We start from the raw sequence: 23,205 nt of genomic DNA, 5'->3' as shown, positions 1-23,205 counted from the left end.
ACCCTATATAATATATAAAATAATTGTGGAGATATTTTTATGTTCAATATACAAACTACTTCAACTGTATTTTTTTATCCTTCGTTTAAAATATTAAAACAATTTTTAAGCACTTTTTTCTTAGCATGTTTAATACCATTTTTAAGTGGTTGTGGATTTAATACCATACCAACAAATGAAGAAAAAGCACATGCTGCATGGAGTGAAGTACTAAATCAATATCAACGTCGTGCAGACCTCATTCCCAATCTTGTAGAAACTGTCAAAGCCTATGCAGCTCATGAACAAGCTGTTTTTACAAATGTTATTGAAGCACGTGCCAAAGCAACCCAAGTCAATATTCATACTGATATGTTAAATAATCCACAAATGATGCAGAAATATCTCAACAATCAAGCCAATTTATCAAGCGCCCTTTCGCGTCTTATGGCTGTAGTTGAAAATTATCCTGATCTGAAAGCAAATCAGAATTTTCTTGCTCTTCAATCACAATTAGAAGGAACTGAAAACCGAATTTCTGTTGCACGCCGTGATTATATTGAATCCGTACGTGCCTACAATACCGCACTAAAAACAATGCCAACAATGATATGGGTAAAATTATGGTTTCGCAATGCTAAACCTATGCCAACATTTACTATTGATACTGATAAACAACAGACACCGAAGGTTAACTTTAACTAATGAAACCATTTCGACATTGTATTGTTTTGCCATATTTATGGGCTTTTTTGGGTATTCTATATCTGTTTATTGCATTTGAAAATGTCGCTCATGCACAAAACAAATTTCCTCCCTTAACGGGCTATATTAACGATATAGCCCATTTGCTTGATAATGCAGCAAAGCAGGATTTAACAAAAAAACTAGCTGAACTCGAAAAGAAAACAGGGGATCAAATTGTTATTGTAACTCTTCCTACCCTTTCAGGAAACAATATAGAAACATATAGTAATTCGCTTTTCCGCAGGTGGGGCTTAGGTCAAAAACAAATCAATAATGGTGTCTTACTTGTCATTGCACCACATGAACGTGAAATGCGTATTGAAGTAGGCTATGGTTTAGAAGGAGTACTCACAGATGCTCTTTCTGCAGTTATCATTAATACTTTTGTTCTTCCTAATTTTCGCGAAGGAAATTATCAAAAAGGAATTGTCGAATCCGTTCATGCAATTATCAATCTTATTACAGAAAGTGATTCTGACTTTTCTTTTAAAATCAAAGAAAAAGCTAAAGCTGTTGAAGAAAAACGTAAGCAAGATGAAAAAGAAGAAAGGATCGTGAACACAATCATATTTTTAACCATTTTTATGGTATTGGTTCTGCCTATTTTCGCAATGATTTTTGGAAAAAAAATAGGGCCACAACAATATCTCTGGATGGGTATCATTTTCACACCTTGGTTTCTAAACTTAAATGCTGGAAATAGACGTTCTGGTGGAATCTTTAGAAAAAATTCAGGAGAAGGAGGATTTAGAGGCGGTGGAGGTTCATCCGGTGGTGGCGGTGCTACAGGAAGATGGTAAAGCGCACATAAACTTCTAGCTTAGCAACTTCTTAAAGATAAAACTTATCACCATATACTCTCATTTTTAATAAACTATTTTACATATTATTCTATAATTTTGTTACTGAGTATAGTACGAATTCAAATATAAACATAAATAGCGAGCATGACATTTAAATTAAAACATACTGATCGTAATCATCTATCACATCAGTTTAAAGCCCTCCCTGAAAACCCACCTGTTGAATGGAAAATAAGTAATAACTTAATCGAATACCCTGCAGCACTGCATTATATGCAAGAGCACGTAGAAAATATTCTTGCAAAAAATGCACATGAACAAGTTTGGCTCCTTGAACACCCTTCCCTTTATACGGCTGGTACAAGTGCGAATAAAAAAGATCTTTTATCACCTCATTTGTTTCCTGTTTACGAAGCAGGTCGAGGTGGTGAATTTACATATCATGGTCCAGGACAGCGTATCGCTTATATTATGCTTGATCTTAAACGTCGGAAACAAGATCTGCGTGCTTTTATTAGCGCGCTAGAAGAATGGATCATACAAATGCTTGCAAAATTTGATATTAAAGGTGAACGTCGTGAAGATCGCGTTGGTGTTTGGGTTAAACGACATAATTTTCCAATAACACAAGACAGACTCTCTTGCGAAGATAAAATCGCTGCTATTGGCATTCGCGTACGAAAATGGGTGAGTTTTCATGGAGTTTCCATTAATGTTAATCCTAATTTAGCACATTATTCAGGTATTGTGCCCTGCGGAATCTCAAATTACGGTATAACAAGCTTTTTTGATTTAGGTTATCCTGTCACAATGCATGATATTGATATTGCTCTCAAAAAAACATTTGAACAAATTTTTGGTCCAACAATTGATATCTCCTAAGCACATTGATTTTTAAATAGAAAACAGGCATAAAATTTACTATGTTGAAGGACTTATTTTAACGAGGTGGATAATCAAACGTTATGAGCGATAACAACAAGGATCTTTTCAGTATTTTTCATAATGCTCAATCTCGGATAAATACAAAAGAAAAAAAATTACAATCTCTAATAAATTCAAAAGCAGTGACTTCAAAAAAAGATACGAAAGATACACAAGAAGATAGCTATAATGCCCTTTCAATTCGTGTGCTTGAAGGCTTAGAGCCTGTGCGTTTACGCCCTGGAATGTATATTGGTGGGACAGACAGTAAAGCACTTCATCATTTGTTTGCTGAAATTATTGACAACGCCATGGATGAAGCCGTTGCTGGTTATGCAGATTTAATTGATGTATCATTAGATAAAAATGGTTATTTAACAGTTACGGATAATGGACGTGGAATTCCTGTCGAAAATCATCCTCAAATGCCCAATAAATCTACTCTTGAAGTCATTATGACGCAACTCCATTCAGGTGGTAAATTTGATGGTAAAGCTTATCAAACTTCTGGTGGACTCCATGGAGTAGGAATCTCTGTCGTTAATGCTCTTTCCGATGATATGGAAGTTGAAGTTGCACGAGAACGAAAACTTTATCGACAACGCTTCTCACGTGGAATTCCTCAATCTGGATTAGAAGAGTTGGGAGATGTTTATAATCGTCGTGGCACACGCGTCCGTTTTCATCCTGATCATAAAATTTTTGGCGAACAAGCAGCCTTTGATCCAGAAAAAATTTATAAAATGACACGCTCCAAAGCTTATCTTTTTGGTGGTGTAAAAATTCGCTGGAATTGTGATCCTTTCATACTTGAAGGAATAAAAAATATTCCAGAAAAAGATGTTTTCCACTTTCCTGATGGGCTTAAAGACTATTTACTTTCATCATTGAAAAATGAATATCGTGTAACATCGGAAATTTTTTCTGGCAAAACAAAACAAGATAATGGTCATGGTTCCGTTGAATGGGCTATTGCTTGGTATGGTGGCGACGCTCATGTACAATCTTACTGCAATACTATTCCTACTGGAGAGGGTGGAACACACGAAACAGGATTACGTCAAGCTCTTTTGCGCGGATTGAAATCTTATGCTGAATTAATAGGAAACAAGCGTGCTTCTATCATTACATCTGATGATATTATGATTTCAACAGCTGCAATACTTTCAGTCTTTATCAAAAATCCTGAATTTGTTGGACAAACCAAAGACCGATTAGCAACAATTGAAGCACAGCGTATTGTTGAAAACGCAATACGCGATCCTTTCGATCATTGGCTAACAAATTCTCCACAAGAATCAACAAAACTTCTTGATTGGGTTATTGAGCGTGCTGAAGAACGCATTAAAAGACGCCAAGACAAAGAAATAAATCGAAAAACGGCTGTCCGAAAATTACGTTTACCTGGAAAGCTTGCAGACTGTAGCCAAAACCGTGCTGCCGGTGCTGAATTATTTATTGTTGAAGGTGATTCTGCTGGTGGTTCTGCTAAACAAGCAAGAAACAGAACTAATCAAGCTATTTTACCTCTTCGTGGAAAAATCCTAAATGTAGCTAGTGCAGCATATGAGAAAATGAACTCAAGCCAAACAATCGGTGATCTTATTTTGGCACTTGGATGTGGAACACGCTCTAAATATCGTGAAAAAGATCTTAGATATGAGCGTATCATCATTATGACAGATGCAGATGTTGATGGTGCTCATATTGCCTCACTTCTTATGACCTTCTTTTTTCAAGAAATGCCTGACCTTATTCGCCAAGGACATTTATATCTTGCTGTGCCTCCCCTTTATAGAATATCACAAGGAGGAAAAATTGCTTACGCACGTGATGATATTCATAAAGATGAATTGCTCAAAACTGAATTTACTGGAAAAGCTAAAATTGAAATTGGACGTTTCAAAGGACTTGGTGAAATGCGTGCTGAACAACTTAAAGAAACAACAATGCATCCTGAAAAACGCACATTACTCCGCATTTCCATTGATGATACGGAAATGCAAGGAACTAAAAACACTGTCGAAAGTCTCATGGGAACAAAGCCAGAAGCACGATTTCGCTTTATACAAGAAAACTCTACCTTTGCTTCTAATCTAGATATTTAAATTTCAAACAATCTTTTTTACACTACTGCAGCTGCATCAATAACACGTAATTGCGGCGTAACTGTTCCATTCCAGTAATTCAAACTAAGATTACCAGCCAAATGGATTATTTCACCAACATTTCTAGATAGAAAATCACCAAGCGATGTTCCTACAGAACGAAAGGCAATAGCTTGTAGTTTTTTTCCTTCAATGTTAGAAATAGAAAGGCGAAGATGTCCTTTACCTACCTCACATAGATTAATTAACCTATGAGAAGGAAAAACAAAAACAGGCGTCATATTCCCTGAACCAAATGGTCCTGCTTTTTCTATCGTATCAAAAAGTATTTGATTAGCAGCAGAAGCAGAAAGACAACCATCTATACTAAGAGATTTTTTAGCACGTAACTGTGAAACCATTAAAGCGACTTTTTCTTCCAACCACTTTCGAAAATTTGCAATTTTTTCTGATTGGATTGTAACCCCTGCTGCCATGCTGTGTCCTCCCCCTTTTTCCAATAAATTTAATGTAACGGCTTCACGAACAAGGGCCCCTAAATCTATACCGCTAATTGAACGCCCTGATCCTACAGCACTTCCATCCTCTTTCAAAGCAATTGCAAAAACAGGACAAAAAAAACGCTCTTTCAAGCGAGAAGCAAGAATACCAATAATTCCCGGATGCCATTCTTGATGCGCAATAACAAGTGATAAAGGTGTTTCATTTCCTTTATAAAGTGAAGCAATAGAAGCTTCCGCTTGCGCCAATTGAATACTCTCCATTTCTTGGCGCTCTTGATTAAGTCTATCCAATTGTTCTGCCATTCTGTCCACTTCATTTTTATCCTCACAGCTTAGCAAACGTGCTCCTAAAGCTTGATCACCAATGCGCCCTCCTGCATTAATTCGGGGACCTAATAAAAAGCCAAAATGAAAACTATTAAGTGGTTCACCTATACGTGCTACCTTTGTTAAAGCCGCTATACCAGGATTATGCATGGAACGCGCAACTTGAAGACCTTTTACTACAAAAGCACGGTTAACACCTTGTAATGGAACGATATCACATATAGTCGCCAATGCAACAAGATCAAGCATACTTAAAATATCAGGAAGTGTTTCTCCAATTTTTTTCTTCCGCAGCAAACGATGAACCCATGCTAATGTTACAAATACAACACCAGCAGCACATAAATGACCTTGTCCAGAAAGATCATCAGGGCGATTAGGATTGACCAAAGCAACAGCTTCCCCATGCACCTCTGACATTTGATGATGATCTAAAACCACAACATCTGCCCCTGCAAGTCTAGCTGCCTTGATCGCATCTGGACTGTTTGCCCCACAATCAACAGTAATAATCAAATGAGCACCTTCTTGTACTAACATTCGCATCGCTTGTTCATTGGGACCATATCCTTCAACAATACGGTCAGGGATATAAATTCTTACTTCAATCCCAAAATAACGCAAAAAACGTGCAATAAGTGCCGATGAACACGCACCATCAACATCATAATCACCAAAAACTGCGATCTGTTCTTGATTCAAAATGGCTTGAAAAATGCGCTCTGCTGCAGATTCCATATCTCTAAAAGTTGTCGGATCTGGCATGAGCATACGCAACGTTGGATTAATAAAAGAAACAGCGTCAAATTCATCCACATTTCTTGCTGAAAGAACGCGCGCCAACGCGTCTGGAAAACCAAACTTTTGAGAAATAGCACGTGCATTATTGATCCCTTGGATATCTAAGGCATCCAACCAAGCCTGACCAGAAGCGGAACATTCAACATTGAGAAAATAACGAGATGATTGCATTATCCTTCATTTTATACATAGAAGTAAATAAAATACAATCACTCCTTCAAGATAAAGCATTCTAACATACTGCATTTTCACTACAAATGTGGCAAAATATTTTATAATAAAAAGTAGTATCATAACACCTCAATCGTAAGATACTGTTTTATAAATCTTTATTTTCTCTTGACGTCAATCAAAAGACATTATATCAGTGCTTGGAATAGACGTTAAATATTTTGTCATAATGGCAATTTTCAACGCAAAACAACAAAATTATCTTTGATTACAGAAGATTTAATAAAGGATACTTCTATGGCAACTTTTTCACAAAAGCCAACTGAAGTGGTGAAAAAATGGGTTATTATTGACGCAGAGAACCTTGTTTTAGGTCGTCTTGCCACATTTGTTGCTAATCGCTTGCGTGGCAAACATAAAGCTACATTTACTCCACATATTGATGATGGTGATAATGTTATTGTGATCAATGCAAATAAAATAGCTCTCACCGGAAAAAAATATACAGATAAAATATATTATTGGCATACCGGCTATATCGGAGGAATCAAGGAACGTACAGCGCGCCAAATTCTTGAAGGCCGTTTTCCTGAACGTGTTGTTGAAAAAGCTGTGGAGCGCATGATTCCTCGTGGACCACTAGGTCGTCGCCAATTGAAGAATCTTCGTGTTTATGCTGGAAGCCAACATCCGCATGCAGCACAACAGCCTGAAGCTCTTGACGTTGGTGCTTTAAACCGCAAAAACAAAAGGATTGCTTGATTATGGCTGAAATTAATTCTCTTTCTGAACTTAGCGTAGTAGAAAATTTTACAGAAGCTAAGGAAAATATTGCTCCTATTCACGTGCAAAAACTTGATTCGCAAGGACGTGCCTATGCAACAGGAAAACGTAAAGATGCCGTTGCTCGTGTATGGATCAAACCAGGTTCTGGAAAAATCACTGTTAATAATAAAGAATTTGATAAATATTTTGCTCGTCCTGTTTTGAGAATGATTCTTCGCCAACCAATTGTTGCAACAAATAGAGATACCCAATTTGATATTGTTGTAACCGTTGCAGGGGGGGGGCTTTCTGGGCAAGCTGGTGCAGTACGCCATGGTATTTCCAAAGCTTTAACTTATTACGAGCCAGAACTCCGTACCATTTTGAAGAAGGGGGGCTTTCTTACGCGTGATAGTCGTGTTGTTGAACGTAAAAAATACGGTAAAGCAAAAGCGCGTCGTTCATTCCAATTTTCGAAACGTTAATGTCGATTTTTGTATAAGATATAGAGTCCCGTTTTTGCGGGACTTTTTTTGTTTGCTAAAGCAAAATATCCTTTATAGTGTTATGCGACTGTTCATTTTTTTGAGGAACATATAGTAAAAATTTATATCTGTTAGAAAAAGTGAAAATCCAAAACAGCTTATTTTCTAAGTAAAGATTAAAAAGAAATCTCTTAAAAATAGCCCTAAACTTCGACCCTCATTCTTAGAATTATGCTCTCATCTCCAAAAATCTTTGGGCACACACTTGTTCACAAAAATATTCATAATATGCCTTTAGTGATCTCATGCATTTTTCAATGCTCTTTTTTCTACTATTATTAAGCAAGATTTTAGTCCAAAAAATTCTTTACCATTGTGATAAAATGAGGAACAGAAATGGGCTTTGACATATATTCCTCACAGCCACTAGCACGAATCCGTTCTTCATCCCCTTTCATAGCAAAGGCGGTCACAGCAACAACAGGGATAAATCTTAGTTCTGCATCCTCTTTTAATTGTTTAATAACATCGATACCTGATACCTCAGGCAATTGGATATCCACAAGGATGAGAGAGGGCATGGATGAACGCGCTAAATCCAATGCCATAAGACCATTACGCGTTTCAACTGTTTCGTAGCCACTCGCTTCTACAAGATCACGGAATAACTTCATATTAAGTTCATTATCTTCCACGATCATGACTTTTTTTGACATTAGTATTACTCCATCTTTTGAGATATATAGCAACTAATACATATTCCCTCTTAACTAAGATAAAATGATAAAAAAAATTGTAAACCACAAAGAAACTGAAGAGCTCTTAATAAAAGCATTTTTTGGCAAATATTTATATGCTCATCATTATGCTGCTTGAATTTATAAAAGTGAAATTCATAATAATCGTAAGATTGTGTTATCGTATGTTTTTTATTCAGTATGCAAAATTTATAAAATCCTAATCAACTCAAATCTCTTATTATCTTAGAAAAAGATATACATCGCTTTAATAAGCCGGACATTAATTTTTGAATATTTAAAAAATATAATTAAGTAAATTTTATTTATTATGTATAGATTTTCTATATAAAAATAATGATTTTATTTCTAAATGGAGATTATTTTTTCCATAAATAGAACATTTCATATTTTATTGTTTTTAAACTCTTTTAATTCATTAATATAACCGTTTAATAACAAGTTAGAATAAGAATATTATTGGTGGATTTTTAACAAAATTTTTAAGAGGTAACATATCTAATTAATGCGTTATTAAATGCAAAAGATAGTCTTTTGTAAGCTCTATATTACTGATCACTTTAGCTGTGTAATATATGTTAAAATTCATAAAATATTACATATGATTGTCTGATGCTTCATATTAAAATTTTAAAATAGAATCTTAACTGCTTATTCTGATATTCTCAAATAATTTCAGTGAAAAAGAAAGAAAAATAGGAAATAACACTCCAATATGCCAAATGGCAATAATGCTACAGGCGTTTTAAATGTGTAAAGTAATCTTCTTATAAGGTACTCTCTCTCAAAACAGACCGATAACTTATAGTTTAATAAAATACTGTATAAAAAATTAGACATTAACCATTTTAATTAACTCTTTTAAAATATTTATTAAAAGCGATAACGTAACCCTCCAGAAAAACGAATTCCAGAAAACCCCGCCTTGGTAAGCCTATGCTGATAATTTAAAGCACCGTGAAATATAACTTCAGAAGACAATTGTGAATTGATACCTAGTCCAACTTCTAAAGAAGAACCAAAATCACCCAACTGAAATTTATCTTTTAAATGCACAAACTCTTTTCTTCCAAAATGGTTTAAAAAATGAATCTTTCCATATAAAGAAATAATACGATTCTTTTCAGGTTCCGCAAATGTCTTAGTTACCTCCCCACCAATACGTATCACCCACTGTTCGAGATTTCCTATATCAATGTCAAATCTATCAATGTCGTGTGCTTTATAAAACTGAAGATATTGATAAATAAGCTGAATTTGTGGATCAAAAACAAAACCTTCATACTTTGTGATAAACTCTTTGCCAGCAGATAAAGAAATATTCAAAGGATTTGCCTTTACTGTTGCCATTTTTCCCAAAATGGTATGGACATCACCTGTAAATAGTCCATAGGATAAAAGCCCATTCACATAAAAGCTAGTGCTATGTTCCATATTACCATATGCTGTAAGCGACAATTTGTGAAATGCACTTTTTTTACTTTGTTCAACATTTTGAGGTTGTAAAGAAAGATTTCCATAAGTCCCCATAACCCCAAAAGATATCTTACGATACACGCTCTCTATTGTTTTGAGAAAAATGCCTGTCTCTATAGCATTATAATCAAGATTACCTCCATATCCATATTCCAGTACAGACAGATTAGAGGTGTAATGATATTTACCACCATACCCATAAACAAATAAAACTGGTATGTCCTCTATTTTTGATAATCTATTAGGAAGAGATTGCATAGCTTTCAATGGTTTATATTGATGCGTTACATCCATTAGCCCAGTATGAAATAAGAAATTTGGTAAAAGAAGATAGGTTGGAACTTGTGGCACAACATCTCTTATTCTTAATTCAGCATCAGTTACAACAGATGTATCTAAAGTAGACTGAATGTATTTATTCTCAAGGCGAAAATCCCAAAACTCTCCATCGCCTTTAACTAATCTTTGATTAGGATGTGCTTTTCCAAGAGAAGAACTAGAACCATAGGCACGGAGATAATATTTGTAAGGTAAACCTTCTAATGCAATGTAAGAATGACTCAGTACAAAAGAATCTTCCGCTGCTTTTCCAGAAACTTGAATAAGTGAAATATTTTGAGTCTTCTCATTACTTGCCACCTCTCCATGATTTCCTTTAATAAACTGCACATGGACTATTGTTTTCCCAGAAACATCACCATGAATTAAAAGCCGATCAGTCATGTGATTATTCAGCGAGCCATCGTCATTGAGATGCGTATTGAGATAAAGATGTGCACTATTCTCTACACTGTACACTTCTTCCCCTCCCCCTCCAACATGAAGGACCTGATATTCTTGAGATATTGGAAGATCAAAAGCAATAACGCTATCAGAAAGTTTTAAAAATGAAAGAGATGAAACTAAATGATTTGAGTTTTGTAAATTATTCTCTTTTCTCTTTGTTAATAACCACTTAGATCCTCCTGTTAAATAAAGCTCAACAAGAGAATCATCTGTAACACGAGTACCTCCCACAAGTGAAGAAGAATCTACCAACATCGCTACAGAAGCTTTCTTCTCAGCGGTTAATAATAAATCACCAGAAATTTTTGTGCCTGTGGTCACAGCGATATATGCATTACTCTTATTATTATAGATAGCTGTACCATCTGGAACCTCAAAAATCGTTTTTTTCAAAAAGACAATCCCTTGTTCATATCCATTACTTCTCTTATCCATATCAAAATCTATACCATATTCGTTACCTCTCACTGTAATTTTTGAATCTTCAATATTAACCCGAGAAACTAAAATACTCCCTTCCCTACCCATATTTGAGCGTGCATTGGTATCTAATCCAATCCACAAAGCACGAACATTATCAGCGATAACATCGGTATTTTTTAAATGGATAGAACCATCTTTATTGATATTGAAAACTGCATGAACAGTATCTTTATCCTTCATTTTATGACTTTTAGCACGAATTGTTAGACCATCTAAAGTTGCACGTCCCCTTTCCTCCACATAAAGTGCAGCAGCATCCTTCACATCAATAGACCCACTTATCATCTGAATATTTGCATCCGCCCCACTGAAAAGGGCCATCTCTTGACCAATAGCTTGGCCTTCTATTTTTATTGTTGAATTTGCTAAAATAACAGATGTTCCTTGCTTTTCTGCATAAACGCCTCCTTGAAAAGTCGTAATTTCTCCACGATTTACTTCTATTATTCCATCATCAGCTCTAAGACCTATTGATATATTTTTAAAAGTTGAATCGTTCAAAACCACCTTCCCCCCTCGTGAAGCTACAACACCATAAGAGTCTCTTAAACCATCTATACCTCTTACTTGTACACGCATTGCTTGGATAATTGTGTTTGGCTCTTGTGCTCCTATAACAGCAGATGATATAAGAGAATTCTCTTCCCTATTTTTCTTTTCGAGGGGCGCAATAAACTGATAGACTTTATCGCCTATTATATGTTTTTTACCATCACCACATCTATAAGGTAATCTGTTTTTGTCACATGAAAATAATACAGATGAATCAGCATATACTTTAGCATTCATATGCAATAAAAAAGAAAAAATAGTTGCTGTAAAAACGCATGCATATAAGCGATTTTTAGATACTCTGATCATCACTCTTTTTCAAACTTTCTTTAATAAAAATACATGAGAAACAAATCATACCATAAATAACATTACGTATAAAATAAACAAACAATTATATTAATTATCTAATTTATTTTTATGTTTATAATTTATTTTGTATTTTACTGAATGAGAATAATGCAAACCAATAGAAAACCAATTTTAGGCAACTTCTGCCAATAAAACATGTTATAAAATTGCAAACTATGAAAAAAGGGGCATAAAAAACTTAACCTCAATTCTTCTCTTAGAAAGAGCAAAACGGAGAAGAAATTTTAATATAACCTATAGGAAAATAGAATAATATACGTCTTTCTATAGCAATAGAAATCTTTAGAAGATTCTACCAACATACATTTGCTAACGACTTTGATATAAAAGCTATTGATCTTTAAAATATCAATTTGGCCAATAGGGTTTGGGCATCAAAGCATATCTTTCTTTCACACCCTATCATTAATTAATAAAATGCTTTAAAAATGAGCTTTAACGTAGCAATATTTTTTTTAAGAGATATATCATCCCAAGTGAACCATATAAAAAAATATTCTTTATATGAAAGATAGTAATATAAACTTCTGTAAATAATAACGAGAAAGTATTTTCCATAGCATTTAGATTATAAGAAAATTGATCATTGCCAATGTCCTTCTAAACTTTTATGAAAAGAGTGATGGTTTTAGCTATCTTACAGACATGTTTTCATTTAATTATTTCTTTTATAAGACCTTTTTCTTTGTTAATCTTTTTTTCTGATTTTCAAAGTGATTTATGAATAACGCATTCCAGTTTTATTAAATTACTTTAAATGCATTTCTTCGCAGTGATAATAAAAAGTAAACGCCCCTTCATTGAAGAAATAGCAGATTTATATTGTAATCATAGAACAGGGTAGTTAATCCTTGAAAACCTTATATAAATTGTTAACACTCAATAATTTGAATATTGTTTTTATTTTATCCTACGGTAATGAATTTATTTAGATAAAAGGGGAAAAACTTGTCGATACTTTCTTATCTAAAATATTAAAATAATTATAGTCTCTGTGATATGATGTACCAAGAAAACAATCTCTGCACTCATAAAATAGTAAAAAATATATGAAAACAGTTGATTATACTTAGCAGCAATATTCAAGGTTGGCATTCAGGTTGTTCTTTATTTTTTTGACAATGGGCACTACTCAAACGCTTTTTGATACTTCGCTGAGGTATAATAGCATCAGATTGGCAAATAGAAAGGTTTTCGTCTTTATACTTCTCACACCAATTTATTGATCCTAATTTATGATGAAAACCATCTTGAATTAAGCATGCATCAATGGATGCATCTGCATTAATTTTTTCATTAATATTATGATATTTTTCTGTGTTTATCCCTTCAAAGTTCTGTATTCCGCATTCTAACAGAGCTTTTTTTACCTCAACTTGATCAGCTCCTGGCTTTTTCCACACATCTACTACTGTTAAAGGAGGCTGCTCAGTTTCACATCCGGCCATAATAAAAAGACTTATCCCACTCAATAGCTTTAGAATTTTCTTCATTTCATTTTCCTTGAATAGCTTTTAATATACAAAAAAAATTATTAATTATTCTATCTGTGTTTTACTTACCGAGAAATAATGGTCATTATCATTGTGAAAACCTCTGTCAAAGAGATCATAGAAAATTTCTAAAATTACATCAGCACATATCTCTAACGATAAATGACTAATATTTGCATCATCACCTAAAGCAGATATCTTTAAATATAGCATTTTAGTATTTATCACTATGCACGCATAAATATTGATACTTTCTCCTGCCTCCACAAGACATGCCTGTTATCCATCTTCTCAAGATAAATAGATAATACAAAACATAACCCGTACTTCTAAAATGATAAATTTGATAAAATTATCTGCATCATGGCTTTCTATAATAGAACCCGCTCTTCTTCTTAAAGAACCAGTTTATTTGTTGTTATTATTCTACATTATTCCAAATCTTTTGACTTTATCCCCAAAATATCTTGTCCAGTATTCCAGGCTATAAAGTTATTTCATAAGCTCCATATAATATTCCGGAACTCCTTTATATAAAATAGTTATGAAAATTTTGAGGCCGTATTTTGAAATAAATAATCCCATAAATGCATGCAAAAAAGAATCCTGAAATGACACTCTTAGATACAAAACTATTTAGATTTTCATCTAAATAGTTTTTCATAATTTTTACAAAAAGGATTTATTTAAACGCTTCTTGATACTTTTTTTGAATATGACTGTAGCAACAAACAAACAACTTTTAGTTATATAGTCATGATAGCAAATTATGGACTTTCTTTGTTGCCCAGATCTATTTAAATCATATAAACTAATAAATTCACATTTAATTTTTTTATGTTTACAGCATAAATCATATTTTAGTATCGTTTTTTATTTATACTGATCTGATTTAGCTTTTTAACCATTTAGCCACTCTAAAATAGATGAATTGATATATTGCTTTATATTAAACAAACCTCTTCCATACCAATAATTTAAAATTTATTTTTCTCTTAAATTTGGAATATAAAAATGTACCGCTCCATAATATTTATCTCAATATATCTTTATTCATTCTTTGGTTAAGATTCTATATTAACAAGGGTGATACATTTCTCTGCTAAGAATCTACGATTTTTGTTATCAATAAAAGTATGTACATAATTTTCAAAAAAACAATGACGGAGCGTATACTTCTTAATCTCTTAAAATATTTATTGGAATTTTTTCTGTATAATTACCAAGCAAGTTATTCACCTCATTCTTTGTCTCTTTTATTCAAGCTCTAGCATGTTTTGTCTTTTCTTTGCATTATAAAATTTCAATATATAAAAGCAGATAATAAGCCAAATGATCCAACTGACACCTACAATCAAAATTGATCGTGTATCATTGAAAAACCATAACAAAACAAAAATAAAAATCATAAATAAAATAGAAAAAATGGGTCCTATTGGCCAAAATGGAATTGGAAATTTTAAATTACGTTGTACTTCTTTAGGCATTTTAAGCCGCATAAAAATTTGAGACAGTAAAATCATTGTCCAAACGAACACTGTAGCAAATGTTGCCATTGCTGCAATGAGAAAAAATAATCGATCATGATAAAAATAATTTAAGATAACCCCAAGAAGAAAAACACAAAAAATTAATAAAATAACAAAAACTGGTATACCATTTTTTGATAAATATTGAAACTTTTTCAACGCATACCCTTCCTGTGATAACCCATATATCATGCGACAAGCACCATACATTCCACTGTTCATTGCAGAAATCGCCGCTGTAACAACAACAATATTCAAAATATTGGCTGCTGATGAAATCCCAAGATTTTCAAAAATTGAAACAAAAGGACTATCCATAAGACCAATTTCATTCCAAGGATAAAGGGACATTAAAATAGCTAAGCTCATAATATAAAATAGTAAAATTCGAATTGGAGTCGAATTAATTGCTTTTGAAATCGTTTGATAAGGATTTTGTACTTCCATTACCGCCATCCCAATAATTTCTATACCACCAAAAGCAAAGATGACAACACTAAAACATGCCAAAAAACCAAACCAACCATTGGGAAAAATACCACCATTTTTCCATAAATTATGGACACTTACAGCAGAAAAAGTCGTATTTGTACCCCATCCATATAATATAATTGCTACACCTAAAATAATCATAGAAATGATAGCAATAATTTTGATAGAAGATAGCCAAAACTCCAATTCACCATAAACTTCTACTGCTGCTAAATTAATTCCGGTAATGATGAGTGTAATACTCAGTGCCCATATCCAAGGAGCAACATCAGGATACCAAAATCCCATATAAGTTGCAAAAGCTGTAATATCAGCTAGACCAACAAGAATCATCTCAAAAACATATGTCCACCCTGTTATAAAACCAGCTAATGGTGATATGTAATTTGCTGCATAACGAGCAAATGAACCGGGCATTGGATTATGAATAATCATCTCACCAAGAGCCCGCATAACCATAAAAATAACTAAACCAGAAACACAATAAGCAATCAAAACACTTGGACCTGCAAGCTTAATTGCTTGTGCAGACCCATAAAAAAGGCCTGTACCAATCGCAGAACCAAGAGCTAAAAAAATGACTTGGCGCTTATTCATGCCCCGCTTCAGTTCATTTGTTTGCATTTTTTTCCTTCTTTACTGAAAGCTTAACTAAAGCCTATACGACAACATCAGCTTTATGATAGATAAAGCCTCATGTTTTTTGCTAATCTATCTTTAAAAAGTATTGAATAATGGCCTATCAGATACTCTCTTCTAGGCAATGAAAAAATACTTTTATCGTGGATTATTCAGCATTTTTATGCTTACGATTTTGTATTATTTTATTGATATAACGTGATAATGATTTTTTTTGTAATTGTCATTTACTCATTTCGTATTATATGTATTTTTTATGGAAAATGAGTTCTAATTTAACAGTAATCCTCATGCTTTTTTCAGATCCTGAAATAGAGGCTCAAAAATTCATACTATACCAGTTGGTCATGAGTACACTAGTTTTTCCTGACTTTACACAAACTCTCTCTCATTAGCTTATATGATCATAAATCAGATAGTGTATAAAAAGACCTCTAGTAACAATGCAAAAGAAGCTTAATCATGAATAAAGTGAATCTCGCCAATTATAAAAAGATTGCGAAAATCTAGCCTCTACCCATCTTTTAAAAAAGGTAACCGCCTTCAATGAGATTTTTTCAAGAACAAGATCTATTCCAAATAAAATAGCCTTTTTGACTATTTGTCCAATAATAGATTTAGTATTTTCTCTAGTACTTTGATCTGAAATAGTAATAAATGCTTTATTGGTCCCTTGAACAAGAATCTTGTTTCTTTGTGCACCCATGGTAACAAAAACACTTTCTTGAGCTCTACCTTTCCAAAGATTCGCATTAACCTCTATAATTTTTGAAAAACAAAAAATGACCGCCAATAGAATATATAGTGTATTTTTTGTAGGCATTTATTTTCCCTTTGTGTTTACTTTAAAATACAAATAAGTAAATAATAAACGCATAAAAGATAATTTAGATTTTTCTTAAGTATAGTAAAAAACATTAAAAAAACAATCTTTAAAAATTGTTTTTATAGATTGTATTATCATATCACTTAATATCAAAAAGATGAATTGCTCCAAATATATAATTGTATAAGAAAATTAACAGTGAAATATTTTTTCTTCCTCATTGAATTCAAAATAAATATTATTTTAGATTCAATATAGGAAATATTGTTTTTGGTAATACCGATAATAGTATCCCTTCACGTATCAGTACATACCCTTTATCGAGATCTGGAGCCAAATAGCGATCTTCCTTTAGAGGATCAATATTTTTGCGTAATATCTTCATAACAGACTGCAAAAAAGAGCTTGTTTTTAAAGGTGCACGATATTCAATTCCCTGTGCTGCAATAAGCGTTTCAATACCAATAATAGTAAAAAGATTTTCACTCATTGCCAATAATCGACGCGCCCCATGACAAGCCATGGAAACATGATCTTCCTGATTTGCTGAAGTTGGCGTTGAATCAACAGAAGCTGGATGTGCCATTTGTTTATTTTCAGACATTAAAGCTGCTGCTGTTACTTCAGCAATCATAAAACCTGAATTAAGACCCGCATTATGTGCTAAAAAAGCTGGAAGACCATAAGAAACTGCTGGATCAACCATAAGAGCAATACGCCTTTGAGAAATAGATCCTATCTCACATAAAGCAAGAGCAATCTGATCAGCAGCAAATGCAACAGGTTCAGCATGAAAATTTCCACCAGAGACAACATTACCATTCTTTAAAATCAAGGGATTATCTGTAACTGCATTTGCTTCAATAATCAGTGTTTTTGCTGCTGCAATAAGAATATCAAAACATGCTCCCATAACCTGTGGTTGGCAACGTATACAATAAGGGTCTTGTACACGCTCATCATCACGCAAATGCGCGGCTCGAATTTCCGAATTCTCTACAAGCTTTTCTAATGTTTCTGATACAACAATTTGCCCATAATGTCCCCTTAAAATATGAATATCAGGATGAAATGGTGCCGTTGATCCCATAATGGCATCTGTGGTCAATGCGCCAGCGAGAAGTCCACCACACAGTGCCCGATACCCTTGAAAAAGTCCTGCAAGAGCAAGTGCTGTTGATGTTTGAGTACCATTAATAAGAGCCAAACCTTCCTTAGCTTTTAAAGTAATAGGAGACAAACCTGCTTTTTCTAAAGCCGCTGCTCCACGCATGCGAATATTTTGAAAAAACGCCTCACCTTCCCCCATCATCACAGCAGCCATATGAGCAAGTGGTGCAAGATCACCTGATGCACCAACCGATCCCTTTTCGGGGATAACAGGAATAACGCCATTTGCCAGCATATTTTCTAACAAATGCACAACTTCTAAACGAACACCAGAGGCTCCCCGCCCTAAAGAAACAAGCTTTAAAGTCATCATCAAACGTACAATATTTTCTGCTAAAGGATTCCCCACACCACAGCAATGAGACAAAATCAGATTTCTTTGTAAAAGGGCCACATCATTAGCATCAATTTTAATCGATGCTAATTTGCCAAAACCAGTATTAATACCATAAACTGGTTCACTTCCAGCGGCAATCTCAGTAATACGGTCTGCTCCCTTCTTGATGGATAAATGCGTATCATTATGAAGTTTACTTACTGCACCATTCCAATAAATAGCTTCAAGTTCGCTCAGTGTTACTTTTCCTGGATTGAGAATAATATTCATAATTTTTTCACCCATCTGGTCATAAAATATAAAAAAGCATTTTTTTCTCTCATACTAGATAAAGAGTAAAGATTATTGTATAAAGGAGGTATACTAATTTTTAAATATTTTAATGTTACTATGTTTTTTCTATATTTTCATAAAAAGCAAAAAGCTTTATTTTTAAAATTGACTTTTGTTATTTACTATACAAGTTCAAAGCATATTTCAATGAAGTTATTTTTTAAATAGTAACAATCTCTTTTGAGAAAAAAATATTATACAGATGGCATAAAATAAAAGTGAAGAATTTGGTGCACCCGACAGAATTCGAATCTGTGACCTCTGCCTTCGGAGGGCAGCGCTCTATCCAACTGAGCTACGGGTGCTCCACACTGATTATCAAAACAGTTGTGACCTTTTAACTTATCATACTCTCAGCTTCAATAAGCAATTATCATTGGAATAAAAAATACTTGTTTATAAATTTTATATAAAAATACAATATTTTTATTCTCTCTTGCTAGTGCTACTTACTTTTAAACCGCTTCTTTTTTGTATAAACTGCTCTTATTGTTGTAAAAAAATCTTTTATTACAACTTCAAAGCTTTCAAAAAGTAAGCTAAAAACAAGTTATAAATATCAGGATAATTCTTAATGACTATATTACCAAACCGCTTTCATTTTATCTCTGCGGACACTGAAGAAGCTACGAAAGCTACTCATAAATTAATATCCCTTTACGGTCATTCTCCTCTAGAAGAAACTGATGTTGTTGTTGCAGTCGGTGGGGATGGAACAATGTTACAAGCTGTGCGCGACGTTATGAATACCGGCAAGCCCATTTATGGCATGAATCAAGGTTCTGTAGGATTTCTTATGAATGAATTTCATGAACAAAAATTGCCAAATCGTATTGCTATCGCTCATAAAAAGGAAATTCATCCTCTGCGTATGATTGCAGAAGCGGAATGTCAAAAATATATTGAAGCACTTGCAATAAATGAAGTCTCTCTTTTTCGTCAATCTTATCAAGCAGCAAAAATTCGTGTTAGTATTGATAATAACGTACGCATGGAGCAATTAAGTTGTGATGGTATTCTCGTTGCCACACCTGCTGGATCTACTGCCTATAATTTATCAGCACAGGGACCTATTTTACCTCTCATGGCCCCCCTTATGGCACTTACTCCCGTAAGCCCCTTTCGTCCTCGCCGATGGCATGGAGCACTGCTTCCCAATACCGTAACAATACGTTTTGATATGCTAGAACCTAATAAACGTCCTGTAAATGCTGCAGCTGATAATGTGGAAGTGAAATCTGTCCATTCCGTTACTATTTCAACAGCAACAGAAGTAACAGCCTCAATCCTTTTTGACTCTAATCATTCATGGGATGAGCGTATTTTATCAGAACAATTTCGCTATTAGTTATTGTATTATGCTTTCTATATGTATATGTCTGTTATAGTTGACTTTTTTTTGAAGACATCTTAACTCTTTTTCTAAGAGTGTAGAATACTGGATCTCATTAACAGTTTATATGAAAAATTAAAATCACAGAGCAATTAATAAAAAATGATACCACCTTTAAACAGTTTTGATGATTTAGGTCTTTCTGCAAAAGTTATAAAAGCAGTAAAGTCGGTAGGTTATACAATTCCAACACCTATTCAAAGTGGAACAATTCCTCATGTTCTTCAAAGGAAAGACGTTCTAGGAATTGCACAAACAGGAACGGGAAAAACAGCTTCTTTTGTTTTACCTATGCTTACACTTCTTGAAAAGGGCCGTGCAAGAGCACGAATGCCCCGTACTCTTATATTAGAACCAACGCGTGAACTTGCTGCTCAAGTTGAAGAAAATTTTGATAAATATGGAATAAATCACCGTTTAAATATTGCGCTTTTAATTGGTGGCGTTTCTTTTGAACAACAAGATCGTACTCTTGAGCGGGGAGCTGATGTCCTTATAGCAACGCCTGGACGTCTTCTTGATCATTTTAAACGTGGTAAATTGCTTTTGATGGGGGTTGAAATTCTGGTTATAGATGAAGCTGATCGCATGTTAGATATGGGATTTATTCCTGATATTGAACATATCTGTAAACTAACGCCCTTTACACGTCAAACTTTGTTCTTTTCTGCAACAATGGCACCAGAAATTACAAAATTAACAAAACAATTTTTACACTCTCCCGTAGCTGTTGAAGTAACAAAAGCATCTTCAACTGCTAGCACAATTACACAACGACTCGTCAAATCTGGAAATAAATCATGGGATAAAAGAACCGTTTTACGAGAACTTATCTACAGTGAAGGAGATGAACTTAAAAATGCTATTATTTTTTGTAATCGGAAGAAAGATATTTCTGAACTTTTTAGGTCGCTTGTCAGACATAACTTTAGTGTAGGTGCGCTGCATGGAGATATGGACCAATACTCGCGCATGAATACATTAGCCGATTTTAAAAATAATAAACTCAAGCTTCTTGTTGCTTCTGATGTTGCAGCCCGTGGTCTTGATATCCCAGCAGTGAGCCATGTTTTTAATTATGACGTTCCTACACATGCTGAAGATTATATTCATCGAATTGGTCGTACAGGACGCGCAAACCGTAGCGGAAAAGCTTTTACAATCGTTACAAAAACTGACCAAAAATATATTAATGCTATTGAAGAAATAAGCCATGAAAAAATTGAATGGCTCAATGGAGATCTCTCTTCTTTAACAAACGATGATCAAGCTGAAAATACCATTCCAAAAAGAAAAACTTCTAAATCATCGAAGACAGCTACCCCAAAAGAACAGAGTATTCAAACTAAAAAGTTTTTAAAAAATGATAAAGTGGATGATATAAAAACTGCAAACAAGAAAACAAAAACACCTGAGCAATACCAATTTCGAAAAAATAAGGATTATGCTCCACTTGGATTTGGCGATGACATTCCTGCATTCATGCTTATACCTTCCCCCTCTAAAAAGGAAAAATGATTTTCTTTTTGCTAAAGAATAAACGAAGTATTCTGGAAAGCTGGTCTTATTTTTCGTGAAAAGCTAATCTTTTTTTTACCTTTTCACGTCCTAAAAGTTGCAAAATTTTTCCCATTTCAGGTCCATGCTCCATTCCTGTAAGCGCTTGACGTAATGGCATAAACAAAGCTTTTCCTTTACGTCCTGTTTTTTCTTTTAATGTTGTTGTCCAAACTTTCCAACTTTCATCCGTCAATACACCTTCAGGCAAAAAATTAAGAGACTGATGTACAAATGCGCGATCTTCGAATGCAACTGTATCAAAACTCTGTTCATCATGAATTATTTTCCACCACAAAACAGCATCATTCACTTTATCAATATTACTTCTTATCGCATTCCAGAAATATTCCGCCTTTTCTCCTTCAATAGAAAGATTTTGAAGGCGCGTTTTAACGTCCTCATAATTTAGTTCATGAACAAGATGACTATTCAAAGTATAAAGATCAGCAATATCAAATTTTGCAACCGATTTTGATGTATTTTGTAAATTAAAATGTTCTAAAAGCGCTGCTTGATGGGGATAGGGATGCACATTTTGTGATGTCCCAATCAAAACAGCAAGACACTGAACAGCTATCGATTCAAATCCTTCTTCCCGTAGAGAACGAATAGAAAGATCATTGTTACGTTTTGAAAATCCTTGTCCTAAAACTGTCGCCAATAAATTGAAATGACCAAAAACTGGTAATTCTGCATTGAGAGCTCTAAAAAGAGCAATCTGAGCACCTGTATTTGTAACATGATCATCACCACGAATAATATGTGTAATGGCCATATCTATGTCATCCACAACAGAGGGTAATGTATAAAGATAGCTTCCATCTTCACGAATAAGAACAGGATCTGAAAGAGATGCCAAATCAATCGTCTGCTTTCCCTTTACGGTATCATTCCAGCAAACTTCCGTTCGCTTTGTTTGCAAAGGATTATTTTCAAAATTAGGAAGAAGAAATCGCCAATGGGGTTTACGATTTTGTGATTCAAAGTTTTTTTTCTCTTCTGCTGTCAACTTCAATGCTGCACGGTCATAAATGGGAGGCAGTTTGCGTGAAAGCTGGATTTTACGACGTCGCTCTAATTCTTCCGCTGTTTCATAACAGGGATAAAGAAGACCACGTTGTTTGAGAGTTTCTGCCACTTCATCATATCGATTAAATCGCTTAGATTGGTAATAAATTGCATCTGGTTGAATACCAAGCCATTCAAGGTCAACGGCTATAGCATTGATATATTCCTGTTTAGAACGCTCAATATCGGTATCATCATAGCGCAAAATAAATTCTCCCTTATGCGCTTGCGCATAAAGCCAATTGAAAAGCGCACTACGAATATTACCAATATGAATATAACCTGTTGGAGAGGGGGCAAAACGAACTTTAACCATAAAAGAATA

General features: G+C 34.0%; 16 protein-coding genes and 1 tRNA gene. 8 read left to right on the top strand and 9 right to left on the bottom strand.

Features of this window, described 5'->3' with window-relative positions; all coding sequences use genetic code 11:
* Positions 1–39 precede the first annotated feature (39 nt).
* From K3248_RS06805 to parE, 4 genes are all read left to right on the top strand, one after another.
* The gene (locus K3248_RS06805) at positions 40–684 is read left to right on the top strand and encodes a LemA family protein (protein ID WP_220717635.1); all 645 of its coding nucleotides are present in this window, start codon (positions 40–42) and stop codon (positions 682–684) included.
* Complete coding sequence (locus K3248_RS06800; RefSeq protein ID WP_220717634.1) at positions 684–1,526, top strand: TPM domain-containing protein; 843 nt, start codon at positions 684–686, stop codon at positions 1,524–1,526. Before K3248_RS06805 ends, K3248_RS06800 begins: the two co-directional genes overlap by 1 nt.
* Before the next feature lie 147 nt (positions 1,527–1,673).
* Positions 1,674–2,411 carry a lipoyl(octanoyl) transferase LipB gene (gene lipB, locus K3248_RS06795; RefSeq protein ID WP_220717633.1) on the top strand — a complete coding sequence of 246 codons (738 nt, stop codon included), beginning with the start codon at positions 1,674–1,676 and terminating at the stop codon, positions 2,409–2,411.
* An 83-nt stretch (positions 2,412–2,494) separates the two neighbouring features.
* Complete coding sequence (gene parE / locus K3248_RS06790) at positions 2,495–4,561, top strand: DNA topoisomerase IV subunit B (protein ID WP_220717632.1); 2,067 nt, start codon at positions 2,495–2,497, stop codon at positions 4,559–4,561.
* A 17-nt stretch (positions 4,562–4,578) separates the two neighbouring features.
* Here parE and recJ read toward each other — a convergent pair whose 3' ends face one another.
* Positions 4,579–6,363, bottom strand: a complete 1,785-nt coding sequence (gene recJ / locus K3248_RS06785) for a single-stranded-DNA-specific exonuclease RecJ (RefSeq protein ID WP_220717631.1) — start codon at positions 6,361–6,363, stop codon at positions 4,579–4,581.
* A gap of 297 nt (positions 6,364–6,660) precedes the next feature.
* On the opposite strand from recJ, the gene rplM reads away from it, so the two are divergent.
* Both rplM and rpsI read left to right on the top strand, forming a co-directional pair.
* A complete protein-coding gene (gene rplM, locus K3248_RS06780; RefSeq protein WP_220717630.1) occupies positions 6,661–7,125 on the top strand; it encodes a 50S ribosomal protein L13 in 465 nt (154 codons plus the stop codon).
* Positions 7,126–7,127: 2 nt separating this feature from the next.
* A complete protein-coding gene (gene rpsI, locus K3248_RS06775; RefSeq protein ID WP_220717629.1) occupies positions 7,128–7,613 on the top strand; it encodes a 30S ribosomal protein S9 in 486 nt (161 codons plus the stop codon).
* 350 nt (positions 7,614–7,963) lie between these two features.
* Here rpsI and K3248_RS06770 read toward each other — a convergent pair whose 3' ends face one another.
* From K3248_RS06770 to K3248_RS06740, 7 genes are all read right to left on the bottom strand, one after another.
* Complete coding sequence (locus K3248_RS06770; protein WP_220717628.1) at positions 7,964–8,329, bottom strand: response regulator; 366 nt, start codon at positions 8,327–8,329, stop codon at positions 7,964–7,966.
* Positions 8,330–9,244: 915 nt separating this feature from the next.
* On the bottom strand, positions 9,245–11,977 hold the full coding sequence (locus K3248_RS06765; protein WP_220717627.1) for an autotransporter outer membrane beta-barrel domain-containing protein: 2,733 nt from the start codon (positions 11,975–11,977) through the stop codon (positions 9,245–9,247).
* Between the two features lie 1,145 nt (positions 11,978–13,122).
* Positions 13,123–13,533: a hypothetical protein gene (locus K3248_RS06760; protein WP_220717626.1), complete on the bottom strand. Its 411-nt coding sequence runs from the start codon at positions 13,531–13,533 to the stop codon at positions 13,123–13,125.
* A gap of 1,256 nt (positions 13,534–14,789) precedes the next feature.
* A complete protein-coding gene (locus K3248_RS06755) occupies positions 14,790–16,178 on the bottom strand; it encodes an amino acid permease (protein WP_220717625.1) in 1,389 nt (462 codons plus the stop codon).
* A gap of 475 nt (positions 16,179–16,653) precedes the next feature.
* Positions 16,654–17,016, bottom strand: coding sequence for a hypothetical protein (locus tag K3248_RS06750; protein ID WP_220717624.1), 363 nt, complete (start codon positions 17,014–17,016; stop codon positions 16,654–16,656).
* Between the two features lie 241 nt (positions 17,017–17,257).
* A complete protein-coding gene (hutH, locus tag K3248_RS06745; RefSeq protein ID WP_220717623.1) occupies positions 17,258–18,796 on the bottom strand; it encodes a histidine ammonia-lyase in 1,539 nt (512 codons plus the stop codon).
* Between the two features lie 291 nt (positions 18,797–19,087).
* A tRNA-Arg gene (locus K3248_RS06740) sits at positions 19,088–19,164 on the bottom strand.
* A gap of 269 nt (positions 19,165–19,433) precedes the next feature.
* Here K3248_RS06740 and K3248_RS06735 point away from each other — a divergent pair.
* Complete coding sequence (locus K3248_RS06735) at positions 19,434–20,207, top strand: NAD kinase (protein WP_220717622.1); 774 nt, start codon at positions 19,434–19,436, stop codon at positions 20,205–20,207.
* A 147-nt stretch (positions 20,208–20,354) separates the two neighbouring features.
* A complete protein-coding gene (locus K3248_RS06730; RefSeq protein WP_220717621.1) occupies positions 20,355–21,770 on the top strand; it encodes a DEAD/DEAH box helicase in 1,416 nt (471 codons plus the stop codon).
* Between the two features lie 46 nt (positions 21,771–21,816).
* Here the strand turns inward: K3248_RS06730 and gltX are convergent, their stop codons facing one another.
* Positions 21,817–23,196 (bottom strand): glutamate--tRNA ligase, encoded by a 1,380-nt coding sequence (gltX, locus tag K3248_RS06725; RefSeq protein ID WP_220717620.1) that lies wholly within the window; start codon positions 23,194–23,196, stop codon positions 21,817–21,819.
* Between the last annotated feature and the right edge of the window lie 9 nt (positions 23,197–23,205).

It is taken from the genome of Bartonella raoultii (genome assembly GCF_019659805.1).
GTDB lineage: Bacteria > Pseudomonadota > Alphaproteobacteria > Rhizobiales > Rhizobiaceae > Bartonella > Bartonella raoultii.
The sequence above is the reverse complement of the archived record's forward strand: the minus strand, read 5'-3'. Positions and strand labels throughout refer to the sequence as shown.